The following is an 18,913-nucleotide window of genomic DNA, read 5'->3' as shown; positions in this document are numbered from 1 at the left end:
CCCTTTCCCTCCCTTGATATCCTGACTTGTATCCTCTATTTCTCAGACAACATCCGCTCATATGCCTTCTTATAGGTTTCCTTCACCTGCTCCAATCCCAGCTTGTCAGCTTCCGCCACATATTGCGCCCACTCGCTCAAAGGACGGATGCCCATGATGAATTTGGAAATATTCTCTTCCCGATGCTTATCGACTGCCTGGCCGGTGGTGGACAGTACCTCCTGCTCCTCATCAGTGAAGGAAGGAATCGGACGGAACGGTCCATCATAAGCAGCAGCCTGCTCATATGCAGCCTTCAGTTCATCCGAAGCCAGGGCAAGATGAGCGTCATAGTCGATCCAGGTATACGTTCCGTGCGTGGACAGTCCGGTTTTTTTGCGGAAATCGGTAATATCTGTGAAGTCGGAGTTGAGCTTCTTCAAGCCGTTCTCTATCGTATAGGTCTCCCCCTCCTTGCCCCAGCTGGCCAGCGTGCGTCCTTCCTCGGAGTAGAAGAAGTCGATATACTGCATCACCGGCCCGATCTGCTTCGAATTCGAGGATACGGTCATACCGGACTGCAGAAATGAGGTGTATGGATTGAGCTGCTGACCGCCGGGGCCTGCCGGAGGAGCCATGAACGCCAGTGTGAATTCAGGATTATCAGCCCGAAGCGGCTTGTTGAAGAAGTCAATCCGGCTCAGATAGTCAAAGGTAATAAACGATTTGTTGGTCGACATCAGATCCTGCCACTGCTTCGTATCCACCGTCAGCCAGTTCGGCGGGATCAGCTGCTCATTCGTGAATTTGTTCAGATACTCTACCATCGTACGGTAGCCTTCTTCCGTCGGGCCGTACCCTAGCTCCCCTGTAGCCTGATCGTAATAATAAGTATCACTCGTGCCGAAATTCGGTCCCAGAATCCGTGTGAGATTGGAATTGAGCGATTTGCCCATGCGGAAGCTCAGCGGGTAGCTGTCCGGATACAGCTCCTTCAGCTTCTTGAGCACTGTGTACAGCTCATCGTAAGTCGCTGGAACCGCCAGATTATTCTGCTTGAAGATATCCTCACGGTACATCCAGCTCATCCGGTTCGTCTCCCCGAAGCCTTGATTCGGGAACATGTAGAGCTTGCCGTCCGGGGCCATATTCGACTGGACCAGGTCAGGATACTGCTCCATCCATTTCTTGAAATGGGGCATCTGCTCTGTATAATCCAGAATATTGACAAAAGCGCCCTGCTGGCCGAACTTATTCGCATCGCTCAGATTGAGCAGCATGGAGATGTCGGGCAGCGAGCCTGAGGCTACATTCAGCTGTACCGTCTCCTCCAGCTTGCCGGAAGGAACGGATACCTTCAGGGAAGCACCTGTCGCTTCCTGAAGCCATCCCCATACCGGCCAGTTGGCATCATAGGGCCAGCTCGGATTGGATTCCACCAGCATGGTGAAGGTCTGCCCCTTAAGCGGGCTAACCGGTGGCGATGCAGCCGCTGCGCCCTCCCCTTCCGCCGCAGCGTTGCCGCTTGGCGAATGGTTTCCGCCGGAGCAGCCTCCGGCAATCAACGCACAGACCAGCAGCAACAGCGGGAGCAAAGTTCTTTTTGTCATCTTCCATCCATCCCTTCGTTATTTGTGTAAGTTCGTTAGCCGCCAAGCTGCTACCCTTTTACCGCACCGATCATAACCCCCTTCACAAAGTACTTTTGCAGCATCGGGTACAGCACCAGAATCGGAATCGTCGATACCATAATGGTGGCGTATTTCAGCGATTCATCGACAACCATGGCATCGCTGCCGACATTCATGGAATCACCGTTCGCATTGACACCGGCCAGAACGATGTTCTGCAGCACCACCTGTAGCGGGAAGAGATCAGGATCGCGCAGATACAGCAGCGGAAATGTGAAGTTGTTCCACATCGCCACAGCATAGAACAATCCGATCGTGGCGAATACAGCCTGTGACAGAGGTGCAACAATCCTGACAAAAATTCCGAAATCATTCAGCCCGTCCACCCGGCCGGCTTCCTCCAGTTCCGTCGGGAAATTGACGAAAAACGTGCGCATCACCAGCAGATTCCAGGTGCTGACTGCACCGGGAAGCACCATGGCCCAGACGCTGTCCATAATTCCGAGTGATTTTACCGCCAGAAAGGTAGGGATCATCCCGCCCTGAAAGAACATGGTGAAGATGATCAGCAGGGTGAAGCCCTTGTGGAACAGCATGTCCCGCCTGGACAGCGAGTAAGCCCCGAACGCCGTAATCACCAGGGACACCAGAGTCCCCAGGGTCACATAGAGGAGTGTGTTCATATAAGCCTGGCCGATCCGGGGGTCGCGGAGGACCAGCTTATAGGTGCTGAAGTCAATTTCTTTGGGGAACCAGGTGACCTCGCCCCGCATCACATAGATGTTTTTGCTCAGGGATACCGAGATCATGTAGAGAAACGGGTACAGCATCACAGCGACGATCCCCAGCAGCACAACCGCTATAAGGATGGACGAGACCGACCAGCTCTTTCTTCGCATCAGACTGCCGCCTCCCTTACCATAGACTGTTGTTGCTGACCTTGCGGCTGATGTAGTTGGCCGAAATAATAAATACGAGCGACACAATGCCCGTGAACATATCAATCGCTGACGCATAGCTGAAATTGCCGTTGGTCATCCCCACTCTGTACACATAGGTGCTGAAAATATCTGCCGTCTCATAAGTGGTAGGATTGGCCAGCAGATACACCTTCTCAAAACCGATCTCCAGAATCTTGCCTACGTTCAGCAGAAGCAGAATGACAATCGCCGAAGCAATTCCGGGAAGTGTTACGCTCCAAATCTTGCGCAGACGGCCCGCTCCATCCATCTCCGCCGCCTCATACAGGGATGGATCGATGGAGGATAACGCAGCCAGATAGATGATCGTCTCCCAGCCCAGATGCTGCCAGATTTCGGACAGAACATAGATGGGTCTGAACCATTCTGGCAGGGTCAGGAAGTTAATGGACTCCATCCCGAGCGACTGGAGCAATTGATTGATGATTCCCCCTGTCGGTGACAGGAACATCATGACCATACTCGCCACGATTACATTGGAAATGAAATGCGGCAGATAGGTGGCCGTCTGCACAAACCGCTTGAATAAGGTGTTCTTGACTTCATTCAAGAGCAGCGCCAACAGGATGGGGGCCGGAAAGCCGAACACCAGCTTGTACAGCCCAAGCAGGAATGTATTACGGAATAACAGCCAGAAATCCGGATTATGAAAAAACATGGTGTAATACTTGAAGCCGACCCAGTCACTCTCCCAAATTCCCTTGTATAAGTTGTAGTCCTTAAAGGAAATTACAATGCCGGCCATCGGATAATACTTAAATAGTGCGTAATAGAGCAGGCAAGGCAAGAACATCAGAATCAGCAGCCTGCTTCTGGACAACCGCCGCCGCAGCCTGCTGCGCGGCAATTCAGCTGCAGCGGCCGCATGTAATTTGGGTACCGCCTGTTGGATAGCCATGTTATTCCCCCTTCCATCTGATTGGTAGAAGCCTGTGATATGTAAGGTTACCTCACCCGGCTGCCATTTCACTATACTTCAGCTTTCCGGCAGTGAGAATAGAGATTATGTTGAATTCTCCTTAAATTTATGGATAAACGGCCGAAATCCGCAATAATCAGCATCTCTGTAAAAAATGTATATTGGTGAAACCGCCGCATTACGTTACAATATACGCTACAGCCGGCTGCAGCTTTAATTTTTTCGCCATATCATGTAAGGTTAACTCACTCACACATTCTCTACCGGGAGGTGCACAATGAAGAGATTCGGAACGGACTCCATGTTCTATCGCCTGTTCGGCAGCTTTCTTATGGTTATTGTGCTGCTGACCCTGTTCATTGGCGTTGCCTTCACGTTCTTCGTGGATACCATTCGCGGTGAAATTACCAAGAATAGCAGCCTGAACCTGGATTCGGCGGTCAGCAATTACGAGGAGCATTTTGAACAGATCCGGAGTCTCGGTCTGTCTCTTCAATTCAACGAGCAGATTGCTCTGCTCTCCCGGAGGATGACGTTCCCGGTAGAAGCGGCGGCGGGGGTGCGCGATCACCTTCAGGCCAGCATAAGCAATCCGTACCTCTATCTGGACAACATGATTATTTATATGAAGCACAACAACTATGCGATTGAAAAGGACAGCAGCGCAAATGCCGGACTGCTGTTCAGCAAGCTGCTCTACAGCGAAGACTATCCGCTGTCGTTCTGGGAGGAGGAGATGAAGAAAGACAGCAGCTTTGCGATCTACCCCGTCTCCTACTTCTGGGAGAATTCGCTTGGCACCCCAGTCCGCAAGGGCAGCTACATTCCCATATTGATCAAAAAAGTCAATGACGACCAAACGGCAGTACTTGCTTTGATGGACAGCGCCCGCACCTTTAAGGATTTCTTCGACGCCAAGCAGAGCAATCCGTTCGCCATTCTGGACCCGCAGGGCAAGACACTCTTCCTCTCCTCGGAGACCCCGCTTCCGGACACTCTTGCAGCCGCAGGCGGCATTCAGGATAAAGGCTACCTGGTCCGGGACAACCAGTATTACTTCTATCAAAAGGGGCTGCACACCGGATTCACCTACGTAAGCGTCATTCCCTATAAACACGTCAACCAGCAGCTTCTTCAGCTCACCGTGGTTCTGGGTCTCCTGCTGACACTGTCGGTACTGATCAGCATAGCCGTATCAGCCTGGATCAGCCGCAAGCTCAATGCGCCCGTCCGGCATTTGGCGGAATGGATCGGCTCCGTTCAACCCGGCCCGCCTAAGAGCAATATCAGGGAATTACAGATCATCAGTGAACGCATCATCCTTATTAAGGAAGATATCAATCATAAGAATTCTGTACTGAACCAGTATGCCTATGCCGATCAGCTGAAAATGCTGGACCCGTTATCGGGTGAGTTCCAGCCGCCCGCCGAACCGTTCATTATGCTGCTGTTCCAGCTCACACCTGAGAATGAAGCGCAGCAGAGGGATGACCTGAGCGGACTTCAGCAGCGGACAGCCCTGCTGCGGGACACGATCAGCAGCCGGCTGTCCTCCCGGTTCAGGCACACGATTACGCTGCAGCTGGAGCAGCGGGAAATTCTGACGGTGCTGCATTTCGCGGAAGGTGAGGAGCCGGAGCTCGGCGGGTTTGCCGCAGAGCTGATGGAGCTGTTCGACAAGGAATCCAGCGGCTTCATGCTCACCCTGGGCATCAGTCCGCCCTATAGAAGCGCTGAGAATTTCAGCCGCGCTTATGCGCATGTCTCCGCACTTGTGAAACAGCGGCGTCCGGGAACAGGCGCCCAGTTGATCACGCAGCTGCAGGAGCCGCCGTCCCAGCTTACCTTCAGCCACCAGGAGGAACAGGAATTCTACATAAACCTGACCGAGGGGAATGAAGAGATCGTCCTCCCGATTATCCGGCGTGTGCTGGCCAGGCATGAGCACAAGATGGGCTATGCCTATCAGTACCGGGAGTGGGCCAATGAGGCGGTCAACCGGGTGATGAAAACGATGTATACGCACAATATCGATCCGGACAAGTTAACCAGGGGTCTGTCACCTTACGATGAGATCAAGTCCTGCCACACCTATGATGCATATTTATCAACGCTTGAGGCCCTGGTACAAAGGGCATGCCGGCTCGTGAAGGAAAAGAAGGCAGCGACCGATCCGATTACGAGCTTTGTGATGAACTATATAGAGGAGCATTATGCGGAGGATATTTCGCTGGATATGCTTGCCGATCGCCTTCATATTACTCCGGGGTATCTGTCTACCTATTTCAAGGAGAAGAACGGTATTAACTTTGTAGACTACATGATTACCTACCGGATGAATAAGGCCAAGGACATTCTAAGCCGGACCGATCTGAAGATTCAGGAGGTCGCCCAGCTTGTCGGCTACGCCAATGTGAGCACCTTTATCCGGGTATTCAAAAAACAGACAGGCACCACGCCGGGAGACTTCAAAAAGCTGAAAACCGGCTGACCCAAAGGAGAGCATTATGTACAATTCTGAATATAAAGGCAAACAGGTTCTCGTCGCCGCAGATCACGGAAGCTTCGCTTCGGTTGCCGCAGCCGCCCAGGCAGAACAGCAAATCGACTGGTGGGACCGGGACTCCGCCGACGCGGACATTTGCACCGCCTGTTACGCCGCAGTCGAGATTGCAGAGCACTTCCGGCTTGCGCTGGGTGACCCGCCGCCGCTGCTTGTGAACAGGGATGAAGCCGCCCGGATACGGGATTGCCGGCTTGTAATCTGGGTGGGCCCGCCGCCCGCAACGGCTTCTGCGGGTGCAGCCTGGCAGAACTGGCTTATGGCCCGCGAAGCGGAATGGGAGACGCTCCCCGAAGAAGGTTATGTGATTACTTCTTATGTGGAGGAAGCTGCCGTTCACTGGATTATCGCCGCAAAGGACCGGCTTGGTCTTCTCTACGGCGCATACGCTCTTCTTGAGGAGCTGGGCTTCCGCTGGTTCGGCCTTGGCGCTGCCGGAATGCACCTCCCCCCGCCCAAGCAGCTGGAGCCCCGCATGATCGAGCTGCTGGACTATCCGCGCTTCCATACCCGGGGAGTCTACAGTGAGCATATCAACGACTCCAGTACCGAGCTGCTGGATTGGCTGGGGCGAAACCGGGTAAACTTTGCCTCGCTTGACCATATCCGTAACCCCCATGCGCTGCAAAAACGGGGCATCCGCATCTGTATGGGAGGCCATAACATCCTCTACCGGTTCCTGAATCCGCATGCGGAGTATCCCGGCTCTTACGATGACAATGACAGCAGCCTGACGATGGGGATTGCGCCAGCCCAGGCCCGTCCGCTCACATATGCGGAGGCGCACCCGGAATGGTTCGGGTTCATTGACGGCAAGCGCAGCTTCAATGTCGGCGAGGGAGACCGCGAGGGCTTCGGCGACAACTTCTGCACCACTAATCCGGATGCCGTCCGCGAGCTCTGCCGGCGGCTCACGGATGACCTGACCGACGGAGAATGGAAGCATGCCGACTATCTGAACTTCTGGATGCTGGATAATGGCAACTGGTGCCAATGCAGCCATTGCCGGGATGCGGGCAACTGCTCCACCAGGATGATTCTGCTCGTCCACGCGCTGCGGAAGCATCTGGACACTGCGGTGGAGTCGGGGCGCTTGAAGCGGAGGATCAACATTATTTTTCCGATCTATCATGAAACGCTGCCTGCACCGGACCGGCCTCTGCCGGAGGACTTCGATTACAGCAGCTGCTATCCGACTTACTTCCCTATCGAACGGTGCTTTCTGCATCCCCTCTCCGATCCGCGCTGCACCGAATCGAATCAAGAGCTGATGGAGACCTTCCTTCCCTGGACCACGGACGGGGACCGTTACTACCGCGGCGAGGTCTTCATGGGTGAATATTATAATGTAGGCTCCTTCGCCGCCTGTCCTGTGCCGCTTATGACCATCATGAAGCAGGATATTCCCTTCTATTACGAATCCGGCATCCGCCATTTCCACTATATGCACTTGACGGGCGGACAATGGGGAACGCTCACGCTGACTAACTATCAGCTGTACCGGATGCTGTGGAATCCCTCAGCCGATACAGAAAGGATGCTGGAAGAATACTATGAACTCTATTACGGCTCCGAAGCCGAGCGGGCCAGAGGCTTCTATGAGACGCTGGAGGAGGCGATGCGCAACAGCAAATACCTGAAGCATTATCAGTATTCCCGGGGGAGCCGCCACTCCCTTACCGGATATCTGCGTGAGGATGCCGCAGAATTGTTCCCGCTTCAGCATATGCAGTATGATGCACGGGCGGACAGCAGCAATGCGGGGATCAGTCTGACCGAATGTGTTCAGCTGCTCTCAGTCTGCCGGCGGCTGCTGGACAGCGCTCTGGATCATGCCCGGGATGAAGTGGTCGTTGCCCGGCTGCTGGAGGACGAGCTCCGGTTCGCCTATCTGGAGGATATGGTGCACTACATCTACGGATTAGTCCGCATCCACAGCTTCGCCAAGAGCGGAGCGGACAGCCGGGCCCGGCGCGCCTTCCAGCGGGTGCGGCGGTTCGCTGAGTCGCTGGAGCACAATACCATTGCCGTCTCGCCAAGCACCCGGTTCCGCCTGTACGACAACGGACTCAAGGCAAGCTGGTGTGAACAGGCCTATCTCCGTTACAAAGCCCGTTACGAGTAATCCGAGCAACGGTTAGGAGCTCATGCAGAACAGCCTGCCAACTGAACACGCTCATTGGGCGCGTTGTAAGCTGGTAGGCTGAAAATTTGTGTTGGTCAAAACGTGTATTACAGTTCCTTCGTCATAAATGAACTATTCGGATCTGGGATATAATCTGCGAATGGCTCGCAATAGGTGAAACCGAAATCTTCATACAGCTTGCGGGCCGGGAGGAATGAATCCATAGAGCCAGTCTCCAGACTGATCCGTTTGTATCCGCGGCTTATCGCTACTTCAATAATATGAGCAAGAATATTTCTGGCTACACCCTTGCGCAAATGCTTCTTAGCGGTCCGCATCGATTTGAGCTCAGCATGCGCTTTGTCCAATTCCTTGATCGCCCCGCAGCCCAGAAGCTCCTCCTCCTCCCAAGCGCACCAGAAGGTAATTTCGGGCTTCTTCAGCCCGTCCAAATTAAGGGCATGAATGCTTTCTGGCGGAGAGTTATCGGCCATTCCCTGCAGATGTTCTGCAATTAATCCAATCACTTGTGCCCCACTCAAATCATCTACAAGAATCTTCACTGCAACCACTCCTACGTTAATGTTAAGTATGAATTCTATCTGTTAAACTTCTGTATTTCATATTACATCAATGTCAGGTATTCTGACAAATCAATTATCAAGGTATTATGAGGTTAACATTGGTCATCTTTAGATCCATTTTTGATGAATTTTGACCATACCACTTTAGAAAGAACGGAGAACTCAAAAAAGCCGCTAAAATAGCGGCTTCAAAGGGACTATAAATGTTTAACCTTACCACTCTGCTATGCTGCCGTCACGATGCCGCCAGACCGGATTTCTCCAGCGGTGGCCCTCCGCCGCCATCCTCCGTACATACTCCTCGTTCACGGTAATGCCAAGGCCTGGTCCGGAAGGAATGTTGACATGCCCGTCACTGTAGGCAAAAACGGACGGATCGGTGATATAATCCAGCAGGTCATTGCCTTGATTATAGTGGATGCCCAGGCTCTGTTCCTGAATGATTGCATTGTACGACGTTGCATCCACCTGAAGACAGGCAGCCAGAGCGATCGGCCCGAGCGGGCAATGCGGAGCGACGGCGACATCGAACGCCTCGGCCATGGCGAATATTTTCTTGCATTCCGTGATCCCTCCTGCATGGGACAGGTCGGGCTGAATAATGTCGGCCACCCCGTCCTTCAGCAGATTTTTGAATTCCCAGCGCGAGTACATACGCTCACCCGTGGCAATCGGAGTGCTGGTATGATGTGCGATCTCCCGCAGGACCTCATTGTTCTCCGGCAGCACCGGCTCTTCTATGAACATCAGGCGGTAGGGGTCCAGCTCTCGGGCCAGTCCGCGTGCCATCGGCTTGTGCAGCCGTCCGTGAAAATCAACAGCAATCCCGAACTCCGGCCCGCAGGCCTCCCTGATGGCGGCGACCCGCTCCACGATAGCATAAATTTTGTCATGGGTATCAATGAACTGCATCTCTTCCGAGGCATTCATCTTAATCGCCGTGAACCCGGCGGCCTTCTTCTCCAGCGCCGCTTTGACCACGTCGATCGGACGGTCTCCGCCGATCCAGGAGTACACCCGCATCGAATTGCGGCAAGCGCCGCCCAGCAGCTGGTACACAGGCGCATTGTAGATTTTCCCCTTAATATCCCATAACGCCTGATCGATCCCGGCGATCGCGCTCATCAGAATGGCCCCGCCACGATAAAAGCCTCCCCGGTACATCAGCTGCCACAGATCTTCAATCCGCTGGGGGTCCTGCCCGATCAAATAATCCATCAGCTCTTCCACTGCGGCCTGCACCGTATGCGCCTTGCCTTCGACCACCGGCTCCCCCCAGCCGGATATACCTTCATCGGTTTCAATCTTCAGAAACAGCCAGCGGGGTGGAACGATAAAGGTCTCAAATCCGGTGATTTTCATGGGTTATTTTGCTCCTTTGGTGTTGTTCATTCTGGCCTTGCGGACTTCCTTGGCGAATTGGCGGGCCGTCTCTGTGATCTTCCCATAGTTGCCCTGCTCCACCGCCTCCCGGTCGACGAGAGCGCTTCCAAGACCGACGGCAACGGCTCCGGCGGCAATGAAGGCTCCGGCATTCGCAAGGGTCACGCCTCCTGTCGGCATCATGCGAATGTGGCCAAGGGGCCCCTGCAGCTCCTTGATATAGGAGGCACCGAGTGAACCGCCCGGGAACACCTTAAGCAGGTCTGCACCCGCTTCATGCCCTCTGACCACTTCGGTCGGTGTCATTACACCTGGAATCGAGATTCGTCCGTGCTGTAAGGTCAGTTCCACAATCGCCTCATTCAAATTGGGGGAGAAAATAAAATCGGCTCCCGCCGCGATCGCCTGCTCGGCCTGCGTCAGCTTCAGCACGGTACCCGCTCCCACCAGCAGGCGGTCTCCATATTTCGTCTTCATGTCCGCGATCAGCCGGTAAACTTCCGGGGTATCGGCTGTAATCTCCAGCGCTCCGACCCCGCCTTCTGCCAGTGCCGCAGCAATATGCTCCACCCGTTCAGGCGGCGGTCTGCGGATAACGGCGACCAGACCGGAGGTGATCAGCTGCTCAATTTGCGTTTCTTTGTCCATGTCCTTCCTCCTCCTTGGGACTGTGCCTCACTTACCGGATAATATCCTCCATGCCGGTTCCTCCGGCCAAGAGAAGATCCACATCCTGCCGGGCGGGGAGACCTTCCACATCGCCGCTTACCCCGACCACAATGGAACCTACAGCGTTGCCGCGCCGCACGGCAGAAGGCAGCTCCTCCCCAAGCAGCAAGCCGCTTATAAATCCTGCGGCAAAGCCGTCACCGGCCCCCATCGGATCAATGAGCCTCTTCACGGGAAACCCTGGCTCAGTTCCAGAGCTCCGTCCGTTGCTGTAATAAGCCCCGTCTGCGCCGAGCTTGATTACGGCAGCCCCGGCCCCGGCTTTCAGCAACCGCTCTGCGATCACTGCAGGATCACTGCAGCCTGTCAGGAACTGTCCCTCCTCCATACCGGGGAGCACGTAGTCGGCTAGAGCCGCGATTTCGTTAAGCACATGATAGGCCTCTTCTCTGTTCCACAGCTTCCAGCGGATATTGGGGTCAAATACAATGGTTGTACCGTGTTTTTTGGCTGCTCCGAGGGCGCGAAAGGTTAATTTCCTGCACTCCGGGCTAAGCGCGGGCGTAATGCCGGTAACATGCAGGATGCGGGCACCTCCTACATATGCCTCATTAAGCTCCTCCGCCTGCATCAGGCTGGCCGCCGAATGTTTGCGGTAGTAGTAGACCTGTATTTTGTCCGGGGAGAGTTGTTCTTTGAAGAACACTCCCGTCGGCGCTTCCGTTGTAAGCCTGACTTCGGAAATATCAACGCCATGTCCTCTGACGAACTGCCTGATATACCGGCCAAACGGATCATTTCCGAGCTTGCTGAACCAGCCAGCGGTATGCCCCATCCGGGCGAGTCCAATAGCCACATTGGTCTCAGCTCCGGCAACATGCTTCTGAAAACCGTTCACATACTCCAAGGGAACCATCCGGTCCGGCGCCAGAAGCACCATGGTTTCCCCAAAGGTTACGACCTCCATTGCCCCTCCTCCTTCTGCTGCTTTACGAATCTTGTCTCTCCTTAAAGATCATATCTTTATCTTGATTAAATAAAAATAGATACGATCTTTACGGTATGATCATATTATCTTGTTCTTCGCCAGTCAATACTAAATCCATACTCAGGCGTATCTGTTTATCGCCACGAAGCTCTTATGCTAAAATGAGTGTATTCTAAATCAAAGGGACGGCTAACCATGAAACAGAATAAACAAACCGCGTTTCAAGCGACAATAGAGCTTATGAAGCAGAAAATTCTCGCTGGGGAATGGGCTCCGGGTGACCGGCTCCCTACTCTGCAGCAGCTGGCCGTTGATTTCTCTGTAAGTGTCACTACAGTACGTGAGGCGCTGCGGATTTTAGAGAGTCAGGGGAATGTCAGCATTGAGCACGGGCGCGGAATGTATGTGCGTAACGATCCGCTCCTGCTGGATGATCCGGCGGCTGGCTTAGAGGAATTAGACAACATTTCGATCATAGATCTGCTGGAAGCCCGGCTGCTCATTGAGCCTGAGCTTGCCGCTTTAGCCGCGCAGCGGGCCGATGAGGATCAGATCCGACGGCTGCGGGTACTGGCTGACCGGATGGTGCAGCAAATGGAGGAAGGCGGCTCCTTCTTCGAGACCGACCTCGCCTTTCATCAGCTAATCGCCGAAGGGGCAGCCAATCCGGTGGTGGCCCGGATGCTCCATTCGATTCTTCCGTTACTGGCTGAAGGACGCAAGCAGACCAATACGCTGCCCAATATGCGGACCAAGGCCTCCAATTACCATGTTCTGATCGCTATTGCCATCGAGGAACGGCAGAGCGAAACAGCGCGGCAGCTCATGGAAAGCCATATTCAGAGTATGTTGACCACCCTTAAGCAGTAGAAGGAGATCTCTCATGCAGCCAGGACGAAAATGAAACGAAAACGAGACAAGTATACTCTTTTTTAAGAGACCGAATGAATGGTTTAAGTACCACTGGATGCATTTTTTTGGCATACCAATGTTAATTAAAGTTGTGGAAACAGCAGAAACGCCAAGAAACCCAGAGTCTTTAAAAGACCCGGGTTTCTCGACAATCTGACGTCTCTGGAATCAGCAGGTTTCCCCGGGCCGCAGAAATTCATCAATCCTGGCTTTGTATTTGTCCAGATTGTATACGTTATACATCCGGGAAGTAAGCGTGCGGGTGTTTCCGAAGAAAAAGCGCTCAAACTGCTGCTGTCTGCCGCCGAAGGGACCGATAGCAAGCTCCCAGGCCAGCCGGAAAAGCGAAATCCGGTCGCTGGCAGATGACTCCTGTCCTTTAAGATAAAGACGGATAAAGCCGCCGGCGTCAGATTCCAGGTCTGCCCCGGAAGGAAGCATCACCAGATTGCTGGAGCTGATGTCCTGGAGCATACCCAGCATCTCCTGATAGAAAGAGGAATACTGCATTGTAGCCGCGATCAGCGGCTTTGGGGCCGGCACATAATAGCCCTTGGCATCCGGTTCTGCCATCATTTCCGCAGCCAGGCGAAGGGATTTCAAATTCTCAAGCATGGTCACAATCCGGGAGATCCGCTCCATCGTAACTGTTTCGAGAGCGATATTCTGTTCATCCGACAACTTAGCAATCAGGCCGAGCAGAAATTCCGTCTTGGCAATGTAGCGTGTGAGCACCTGATGACCGGCATGGCTGTGGAAATTCCCTTCGCTGAACAGCCGCTCGCCAATCTCTTCATCCCCTAAGAAAAAGATACGGTTGCGCGGGATGAACACGTGATCGAAGATAACCATGGCGTCCATCTCTTCATATCTGCTGCTCAGCGGATGATCGTAATGAGACGAGCCTGAATAACTCTCACGGCAAATGAAGGTCATCCCTTCCAGATCATTGGGCACGGCAAAGGCAAAAGCATAGGGATTATCCTGCTCCAGCATGGACGGAAGAACTGAAGGGAACACCAGGATTTCATCACAGGTTGCCGCCTGTGTAGCCATCATAAATGCACCGGTTACCACTATTCCGCTCTCCTTGCGTTCGATCACTTTAGCTGTAATGGAATCCTCGACCTCGTCCACGAGCTCGGACAACCGGCTGGCAAACGGCTGAATGAACGCATGGGATAATGTGATGTCCTGACTGCGGCAGTGATCATAGTACTTTTTGAGATTATCTTCATATTCCGGATTGTATTCTTGTAACAGATGAGCCGCAGTATATAGAGACATCAGCGTCGTGTTCATATAATCGGGTGATCTCCCTAAAAAACCATGGTGCTGCTCTGCCCATAATTCCATCATGACTCTCCTGCGGACCAGGTCTTCCTTGCTTCTCGGGGCCAGGAAGGAAAGTCCGTAACGCTCCCCGTCCGTCCCGCTTTGAAAGGTCATTTGTTCGATGGTTTCCTTCTGATGCTGCATATCATACATTTCAGCCTGGGTCTTCATTAATCCGTTGAAGGGGGGATGGCTGGATAAAGGCCCTTGAATGATTTTACCCTGATACCATAACTTGATCTGCTGGCGGTTGATACGCTCGATATATTCTTTGCCGCTCTTGACTGCCATGGTCCACCACCCCATTCATGAACATTCAACGGTTTAGCCAAAATTTGACTAATCCAGTTTCTCTAATCTACGTTGTGCCGTTAAAAGCAGTACATTGTCCATGTTCAATTTCACTATAACAACGCATTTTGGAATGGTGCGCAGATTGTTTTCGGTGATGGGGATGGATCTACCTTTGCACTGCTGTCCGGTGATCTGGACGTGGTAGGCCATGAGCTGACGCACGGTGTGACTGAGAAAACAGCCAACCTTGAATACTACGGAGAACCAGGGGCACTCAATGAATCCTTCTCCGACATCATCGGGAATTCAATTGAAGGCGCAAACTGGCTGATCGGTGATAAAATATATACACCGGGTATAGCGGGTGACGCCCTCCGTTCACTGGCTAATCCGCCATTGTACGGCCAACCTGACAAATACAGCGACCGTTATACCGGCTCGGCTGACGAAGGCGGTGTGCATACGAACTATCTTACAACCTCATCCAACTTCTCTGCTGCACGTACAGCAATCATTCAATCGGCAACTGAATTGTTTGGCGCAGGCTCGGCTCAAGTAACTGCTGTTACCAAGGCTTACAATGCGGTAGGCGTCTACTAAGAACAGCATAACAGGCCAATGATCCTGAGGATCATTGGCCTGTATGATGTAAATCAACAATAATAAGCTCTGGATTGAGTTACTGGTTACTGTATAGCTCTGTAAATCATCATCGCGGCTTCCGCCCGGGTTGATGACGATAGAGGTCTTAATTTGGTCCCGTCTCCGGAAATAATGCCATTAGCAACTAGTTTAGAAATACTTTCCAGTGCATATTGGTCGACGTTAGCCCCATCCGTAAAGCGTTTCAGCACATCCTGGCTTCCCGGAACCGATTCCTTGCCGAGATGTTTAAGCGCCCGCTCCATCAGCACCATCATATCTTGTCTGGAGATTTCCGACCCGGGATGGAATTGATGATTATCCTGATCTTTTACGATTCCCAGGCTCTTCGCAATGCGCAGCGCATCGGCATAGTAAGCGTTGGGATCGACATCCGGGAAGCTGATACTGGTATCCGCGGACCCGCTGTTCCCTGATTCTTTAAGGTTCAGTGCCCTGACCAGCATCGTGACATAGTCCGCCCGATGAATTGCAGCAGAAGGGTTAAAGCGGTTCTCTTTTACATTATCAAAGACACCGCTGGCGGACAAAGCTTCAATGGGCTCTTGCGCCCAGCCAAAGCTTTGGCTATCCGCAAACTTTTGCGGCTTTTTGATCATTTCTACGTTCTTAAAATTGAGGGTTTCGATTTTAGTTGCTTTTCGCAACAAATATCGGTCAAAAAATTCCTTGGTATAAGAGGACAGGATGTTGCGCTGTTCCATGGCATCCCGGGTTCCTCTTGGGGCATTACCGCCAGTGAATAAGGAGTCGGAGAAGTCACTATGAACTGTATTATCGATAACAGCAAAAAAGCTCTCCCGGCTGTTCGTTTCAAGAAGGAATGCATTCGTATTATAGGACTGCACGGTGCCTAATTGCATATAAGGCTTCTTAAAGTCGCTATTCAGGGCTCCTACCATATTGCCGTCAAGATTAACAGCCCCGACGAACCGGTCATCATTGCCGCTAACGATTGCCGCCGTTGTTCCTCCGAAGGAATGCCCGAACACTCCCATACCGATATCAAGCTTCAATCTGTCCTTAAATATCGACTCTATGACACCTGAATTTATTTCGGATAAACGATCGGCTACATATCTAATATCCTCGCTCTGCTGGACAGCATATTGTCCAAATTTGAGGGCTTCAGGTGCTGAAGTTAACTGGCGGGAAACCTCAATGGCTTGTTCCTCCGGCAGCTTCTCTGTCATAATCGACATCTGAGGCGCAATCAAGCCGGCATACTCTGTGGTGTACTTTGTGACGTCCTCCATAAACTCAGTTGTTGTCCCCTTAACCCGTCCATCCTTAAATTTGAACGCACCGCTTCCCGGATGCCCGATGGCTATCACAATATAGCCGGAGCTTGCCAGGTCTTGAGCGTAAACGGTGCCTTGCTGCGGGTAAGCGCCTGCGCCATGAGAATAGAATACAACCGGGTATTGCTTCTCTTTTTTGGACACGGCCAAATCGTTGTAGGACCAAGTTTTAAAATTAGGGTCAAACAGCTTTTCCCCGGCTGGTGCTCCTAATTTGGCCATAAGCTCATCCCTTATCGACTGAAACTCCTTGAATGCATATTCTGCCGTTGGCTTGCCTTCACTGCTGTCGGACGGATAGAAAATGAGCGCCGTGAGTTCCCGCTCTGAGTTGTCTGATGCCTTGTACTTGAAGTCCATCTGTGTCCGGCCGACGGTATAACTTCCGGTTGGTTTAGGAAATTGGTCAAATGTAGAAATTACATTTTTTTCCTGTTTCAGGAGCTGCGCTTGGGCCGAAATGATACTATTGGGATCGATGGCGGAGAATAAGGTGGTTAGGGTAAAAGTCGCCGCGACTGCCGTTAGTAGTTTCCTCATGCTTGTATCCTCCAATATAAGTTATGGAATGTGATGACTTCTTGTATTCCTGAACTGATTATAATTGGATGTGAACCTAAAAAAATCGTACAAAAGGGCAGCTCCCTATTGTACGATCGGGCAAATTGTTGAGGCTTCGATTATAAATCTGCTATAAATCTAAAATTCCCAGCTCCATCGCTGCTGTGACAGCCTGCATTCTAGAGTCCACGCCTAACTTGTTATAAATATTCGTTAAATGCGCCTTAACGGTCCGCTCGGATATTCCCAGCTCATGGCCGATCTCTTTACTTCGGGCGCCACGGGCAACGGCTTGCAGAACAGCCAGTTCTTTGTCTGTAAGAGGATTCTTCGCCGGGAGTGTTTTGTGTTCCTCTGCCAGCATCCCTTTACCGAATACTTTTTCAGTGATTGCAGGAAGCAGCAACGTTTCTCCCCTTACCGCTGCATCAATGGAGCGGAATATCATCTCCCTTCCCGTATCCTTCAGCAAATAACCCTTAGCGCCTAACGCCAGTCCGCGTGTCATCAATTCATATTCCGTATAGGTGGTTAAAATAATGACGGGTATGTCAAGTCCTTTGGCCTGGAGAGCTGTCATGGCATCCAATCCGCCCATTTCAGGCATGTTCAAATCCAATAAGATAATGTCGGGTCTGCTGGCTTCAGCGAATTGGACCGCTTCCTTACCGTTGGTTGCTTCTCCGATGATCTCGTACTTGGGGTTGGTTTCAATAATCAGCTTAAGTCCCTCACGAACGATCAGATGGTCATCTGCAATAAGAATTTTAACCTTCATATGTTGACGCCTCCTGCTGTAATGGAATGCGGATGGAAACGCTGGTTCCTTGCTGTCCGCTCTCAATCTTGATCTTCCCGCCAATAATTCTAGCCCGTTCGTATAGACCCACTAATCCGTAGCTGCCGGATTGTTTCTCGATCAGCCTGGTATCGAACCCTATTCCGTCATCTGTAATTGTTAGCTCGATTACGTCTTCGTTTGAGGCAACCACAACTTCAACATTTGTCGCATTAGCGTGTTTAGCTGTATTTGCCAAGCATTCCCGAATGATATGTAAGCTATGTTCGAAGATCAACTTGGGGATCACCGGATGGCGTATCGATAATTTTGTGGTAATTCGAATCCCTGTCATATGGGAGAAATGCTCAGCTTCATCCTGTACGGCTTTCGTGATATCTATGGCCTCAACGGAATACAGCCTTAGGTCGTCTATCGCACTTCTCGCCTCCGCAAGCGCGCGTTTGGCCTGGGCCTTTGACAGCTGAACAATTTCATGAGCACGTTCTTTATTTCCGTTCTCTAGGTGGGCATCCACGGCGTCAAGCTGCATGATGAGACCTGCCAACCCTTGGGCCAAGGTATCATGTAAATCACGCGCCATCCTTTGACGCTCATTGGCGATCGTCAGCTCCTCTACTTTGCTGTGCGCCTGCTCCAATTCACGCAGAAACGACTGGGTCTGCAATTTAGCATGAACTTGTTTGTAGAACAAAGTGGCATAGCTTATTACGAAAAACATCGTGAAGAAGAGTGACCGTAAGGTAGAAGTTAGATCCTCGTTGGTCTCGAACCAAATCAATGAACAAGCAAAAAAAACACTATAAAGCATAAAGATCCAAAATACCTTGAGCTTCTGCGAATAGACCCCAATACTCTGCCCGACTACGACTGTTAATAAACTTACGAAAATGACGGAATAAACCTGAGGCATGAATATTGCGCAGCCCCAGACCACGATTCCTTGCACTACAAAATAAATCCAGTGCTTTCTATGAACAACAGATCCGGCATACCAATGCAGCAGGATATGGATCATCATGAGTACTGTAAAAGCGATATAATCTAATGGTCTCGCAGTCATTGGGATCTGGGCGAACAATACTGTGAAATATACAAAAATGCTCCATATGAAAAGGGGCAGACGAGATTCCCGCAGAACATTCTGAGTATCGGACCGGAGTCCTGGATACGGCTTGTTTTTAGAATAGTTTAGAACACTCGGCACCCTATTTCACCACTTCCCAA

General features: G+C 51.9%; 14 protein-coding genes and 1 pseudogene. 4 read left to right on the top strand and 11 right to left on the bottom strand.

The features are described from left to right. Positions 1-35 precede the first annotated feature (35 nt). Genes MHI24_RS00970 through MHI24_RS00960 form a run of 3 tightly spaced genes read right to left on the bottom strand, consistent with a single transcriptional unit; the run spans position 36 to position 3,488 of the window. Complete coding sequence (locus MHI24_RS00970) at positions 36-1,589, bottom strand: extracellular solute-binding protein (protein WP_340023697.1); 1,554 nt, start codon at positions 1,587-1,589, stop codon at positions 36-38. Between the two features lie 50 nt (positions 1,590-1,639). Further along, a complete protein-coding gene (locus tag MHI24_RS00965; protein WP_340023696.1) occupies positions 1,640-2,509 on the bottom strand; it encodes a carbohydrate ABC transporter permease in 870 nt (289 codons plus the stop codon). A 16-nt stretch (positions 2,510-2,525) separates the two neighbouring features. After that, positions 2,526-3,488, bottom strand: coding sequence for an ABC transporter permease subunit (locus MHI24_RS00960; RefSeq protein WP_340023695.1), 963 nt, complete (start codon positions 3,486-3,488; stop codon positions 2,526-2,528). A gap of 298 nt (positions 3,489-3,786) precedes the next feature. Between MHI24_RS00960 and MHI24_RS00955 the strand changes: the two genes are divergently transcribed. Next, positions 3,787-6,000, top strand: coding sequence for a helix-turn-helix domain-containing protein (locus MHI24_RS00955; protein ID WP_340023694.1), 2,214 nt, complete (start codon positions 3,787-3,789; stop codon positions 5,998-6,000). Positions 6,001-6,016: 16 nt separating this feature from the next. Continuing rightward, positions 6,017-8,197, top strand: coding sequence for a DUF4838 domain-containing protein (locus MHI24_RS00950; protein ID WP_340023693.1), 2,181 nt, complete (start codon positions 6,017-6,019; stop codon positions 8,195-8,197). Between the two features lie 107 nt (positions 8,198-8,304). Here MHI24_RS00950 and MHI24_RS00945 read toward each other — a convergent pair whose 3' ends face one another. From MHI24_RS00945 to MHI24_RS00930, 4 genes are all read right to left on the bottom strand, one after another. Then, entirely contained in the window at positions 8,305-8,760 is a 456-nt protein-coding gene (locus tag MHI24_RS00945; protein ID WP_340023692.1) for a GNAT family N-acetyltransferase, read from the bottom strand. Positions 8,761-8,994: 234 nt separating this feature from the next. Further along, complete coding sequence (gene dgoD / locus MHI24_RS00940) at positions 8,995-10,143, bottom strand: galactonate dehydratase (protein WP_340023691.1); 1,149 nt, start codon at positions 10,141-10,143, stop codon at positions 8,995-8,997. Positions 10,144-10,146: 3 nt separating this feature from the next. Then, a complete protein-coding gene (locus MHI24_RS00935; RefSeq protein WP_340023690.1) occupies positions 10,147-10,812 on the bottom strand; it encodes a bifunctional 4-hydroxy-2-oxoglutarate aldolase/2-dehydro-3-deoxy-phosphogluconate aldolase in 666 nt (221 codons plus the stop codon). A 31-nt stretch (positions 10,813-10,843) separates the two neighbouring features. Further along, positions 10,844-11,800 carry a sugar kinase gene (locus MHI24_RS00930; RefSeq protein WP_340023689.1) on the bottom strand — a complete coding sequence of 319 codons (957 nt, stop codon included), beginning with the start codon at positions 11,798-11,800 and terminating at the stop codon, positions 10,844-10,846. A 216-nt stretch (positions 11,801-12,016) separates the two neighbouring features. Between MHI24_RS00930 and MHI24_RS00925 the strand changes: the two genes are divergently transcribed. Beyond that, a complete protein-coding gene (locus MHI24_RS00925; protein ID WP_340023688.1) occupies positions 12,017-12,691 on the top strand; it encodes a FadR/GntR family transcriptional regulator in 675 nt (224 codons plus the stop codon). A 210-nt stretch (positions 12,692-12,901) separates the two neighbouring features. On the opposite strand, the gene MHI24_RS00920 is transcribed toward MHI24_RS00925, so the two are convergent. After that, positions 12,902-14,359 carry a 4-hydroxyphenylacetate 3-hydroxylase N-terminal domain-containing protein gene (locus tag MHI24_RS00920; RefSeq protein ID WP_340023687.1) on the bottom strand — a complete coding sequence of 486 codons (1,458 nt, stop codon included), beginning with the start codon at positions 14,357-14,359 and terminating at the stop codon, positions 12,902-12,904. 114 nt (positions 14,360-14,473) lie between these two features. Between MHI24_RS00920 and MHI24_RS00915 the strand changes: the two are divergent. Continuing rightward, positions 14,474-14,962 (top strand): annotated as a pseudogene (locus tag MHI24_RS00915) (M4 family metallopeptidase); the annotation flags it as partial. An 86-nt stretch (positions 14,963-15,048) separates the two neighbouring features. Here the strand turns inward: MHI24_RS00915 and MHI24_RS00910 are convergent. The 3 genes from MHI24_RS00910 to MHI24_RS00900 form a co-directional block, all read right to left on the bottom strand. Next, positions 15,049-16,866 carry an S-layer homology domain-containing protein gene (locus MHI24_RS00910; RefSeq protein WP_340023686.1) on the bottom strand — a complete coding sequence of 606 codons (1,818 nt, stop codon included), beginning with the start codon at positions 16,864-16,866 and terminating at the stop codon, positions 15,049-15,051. 151 nt (positions 16,867-17,017) lie between these two features. Further along, complete coding sequence (locus MHI24_RS00905; RefSeq protein ID WP_340023685.1) at positions 17,018-17,665, bottom strand: response regulator transcription factor; 648 nt, start codon at positions 17,663-17,665, stop codon at positions 17,018-17,020. Next, the gene (locus tag MHI24_RS00900; RefSeq protein ID WP_340023684.1) at positions 17,655-18,893 is read right to left on the bottom strand and encodes a sensor histidine kinase; all 1,239 of its coding nucleotides are present in this window, start codon (positions 18,891-18,893) and stop codon (positions 17,655-17,657) included. The genes MHI24_RS00905 and MHI24_RS00900 overlap by 11 nt, the downstream gene beginning before the upstream one ends. Positions 18,894-18,913: the final 20 nt, after the last annotated feature.

Origin of the sequence: Paenibacillus sp. FSL K6-1096 (genome assembly GCF_037977055.1) — a bacterium.
Taxonomy (GTDB): Bacteria; Bacillota; Bacilli; order Paenibacillales; family Paenibacillaceae; genus Paenibacillus_AQ.
This window is presented reverse-complemented; position numbering and strand designations above follow the sequence as displayed.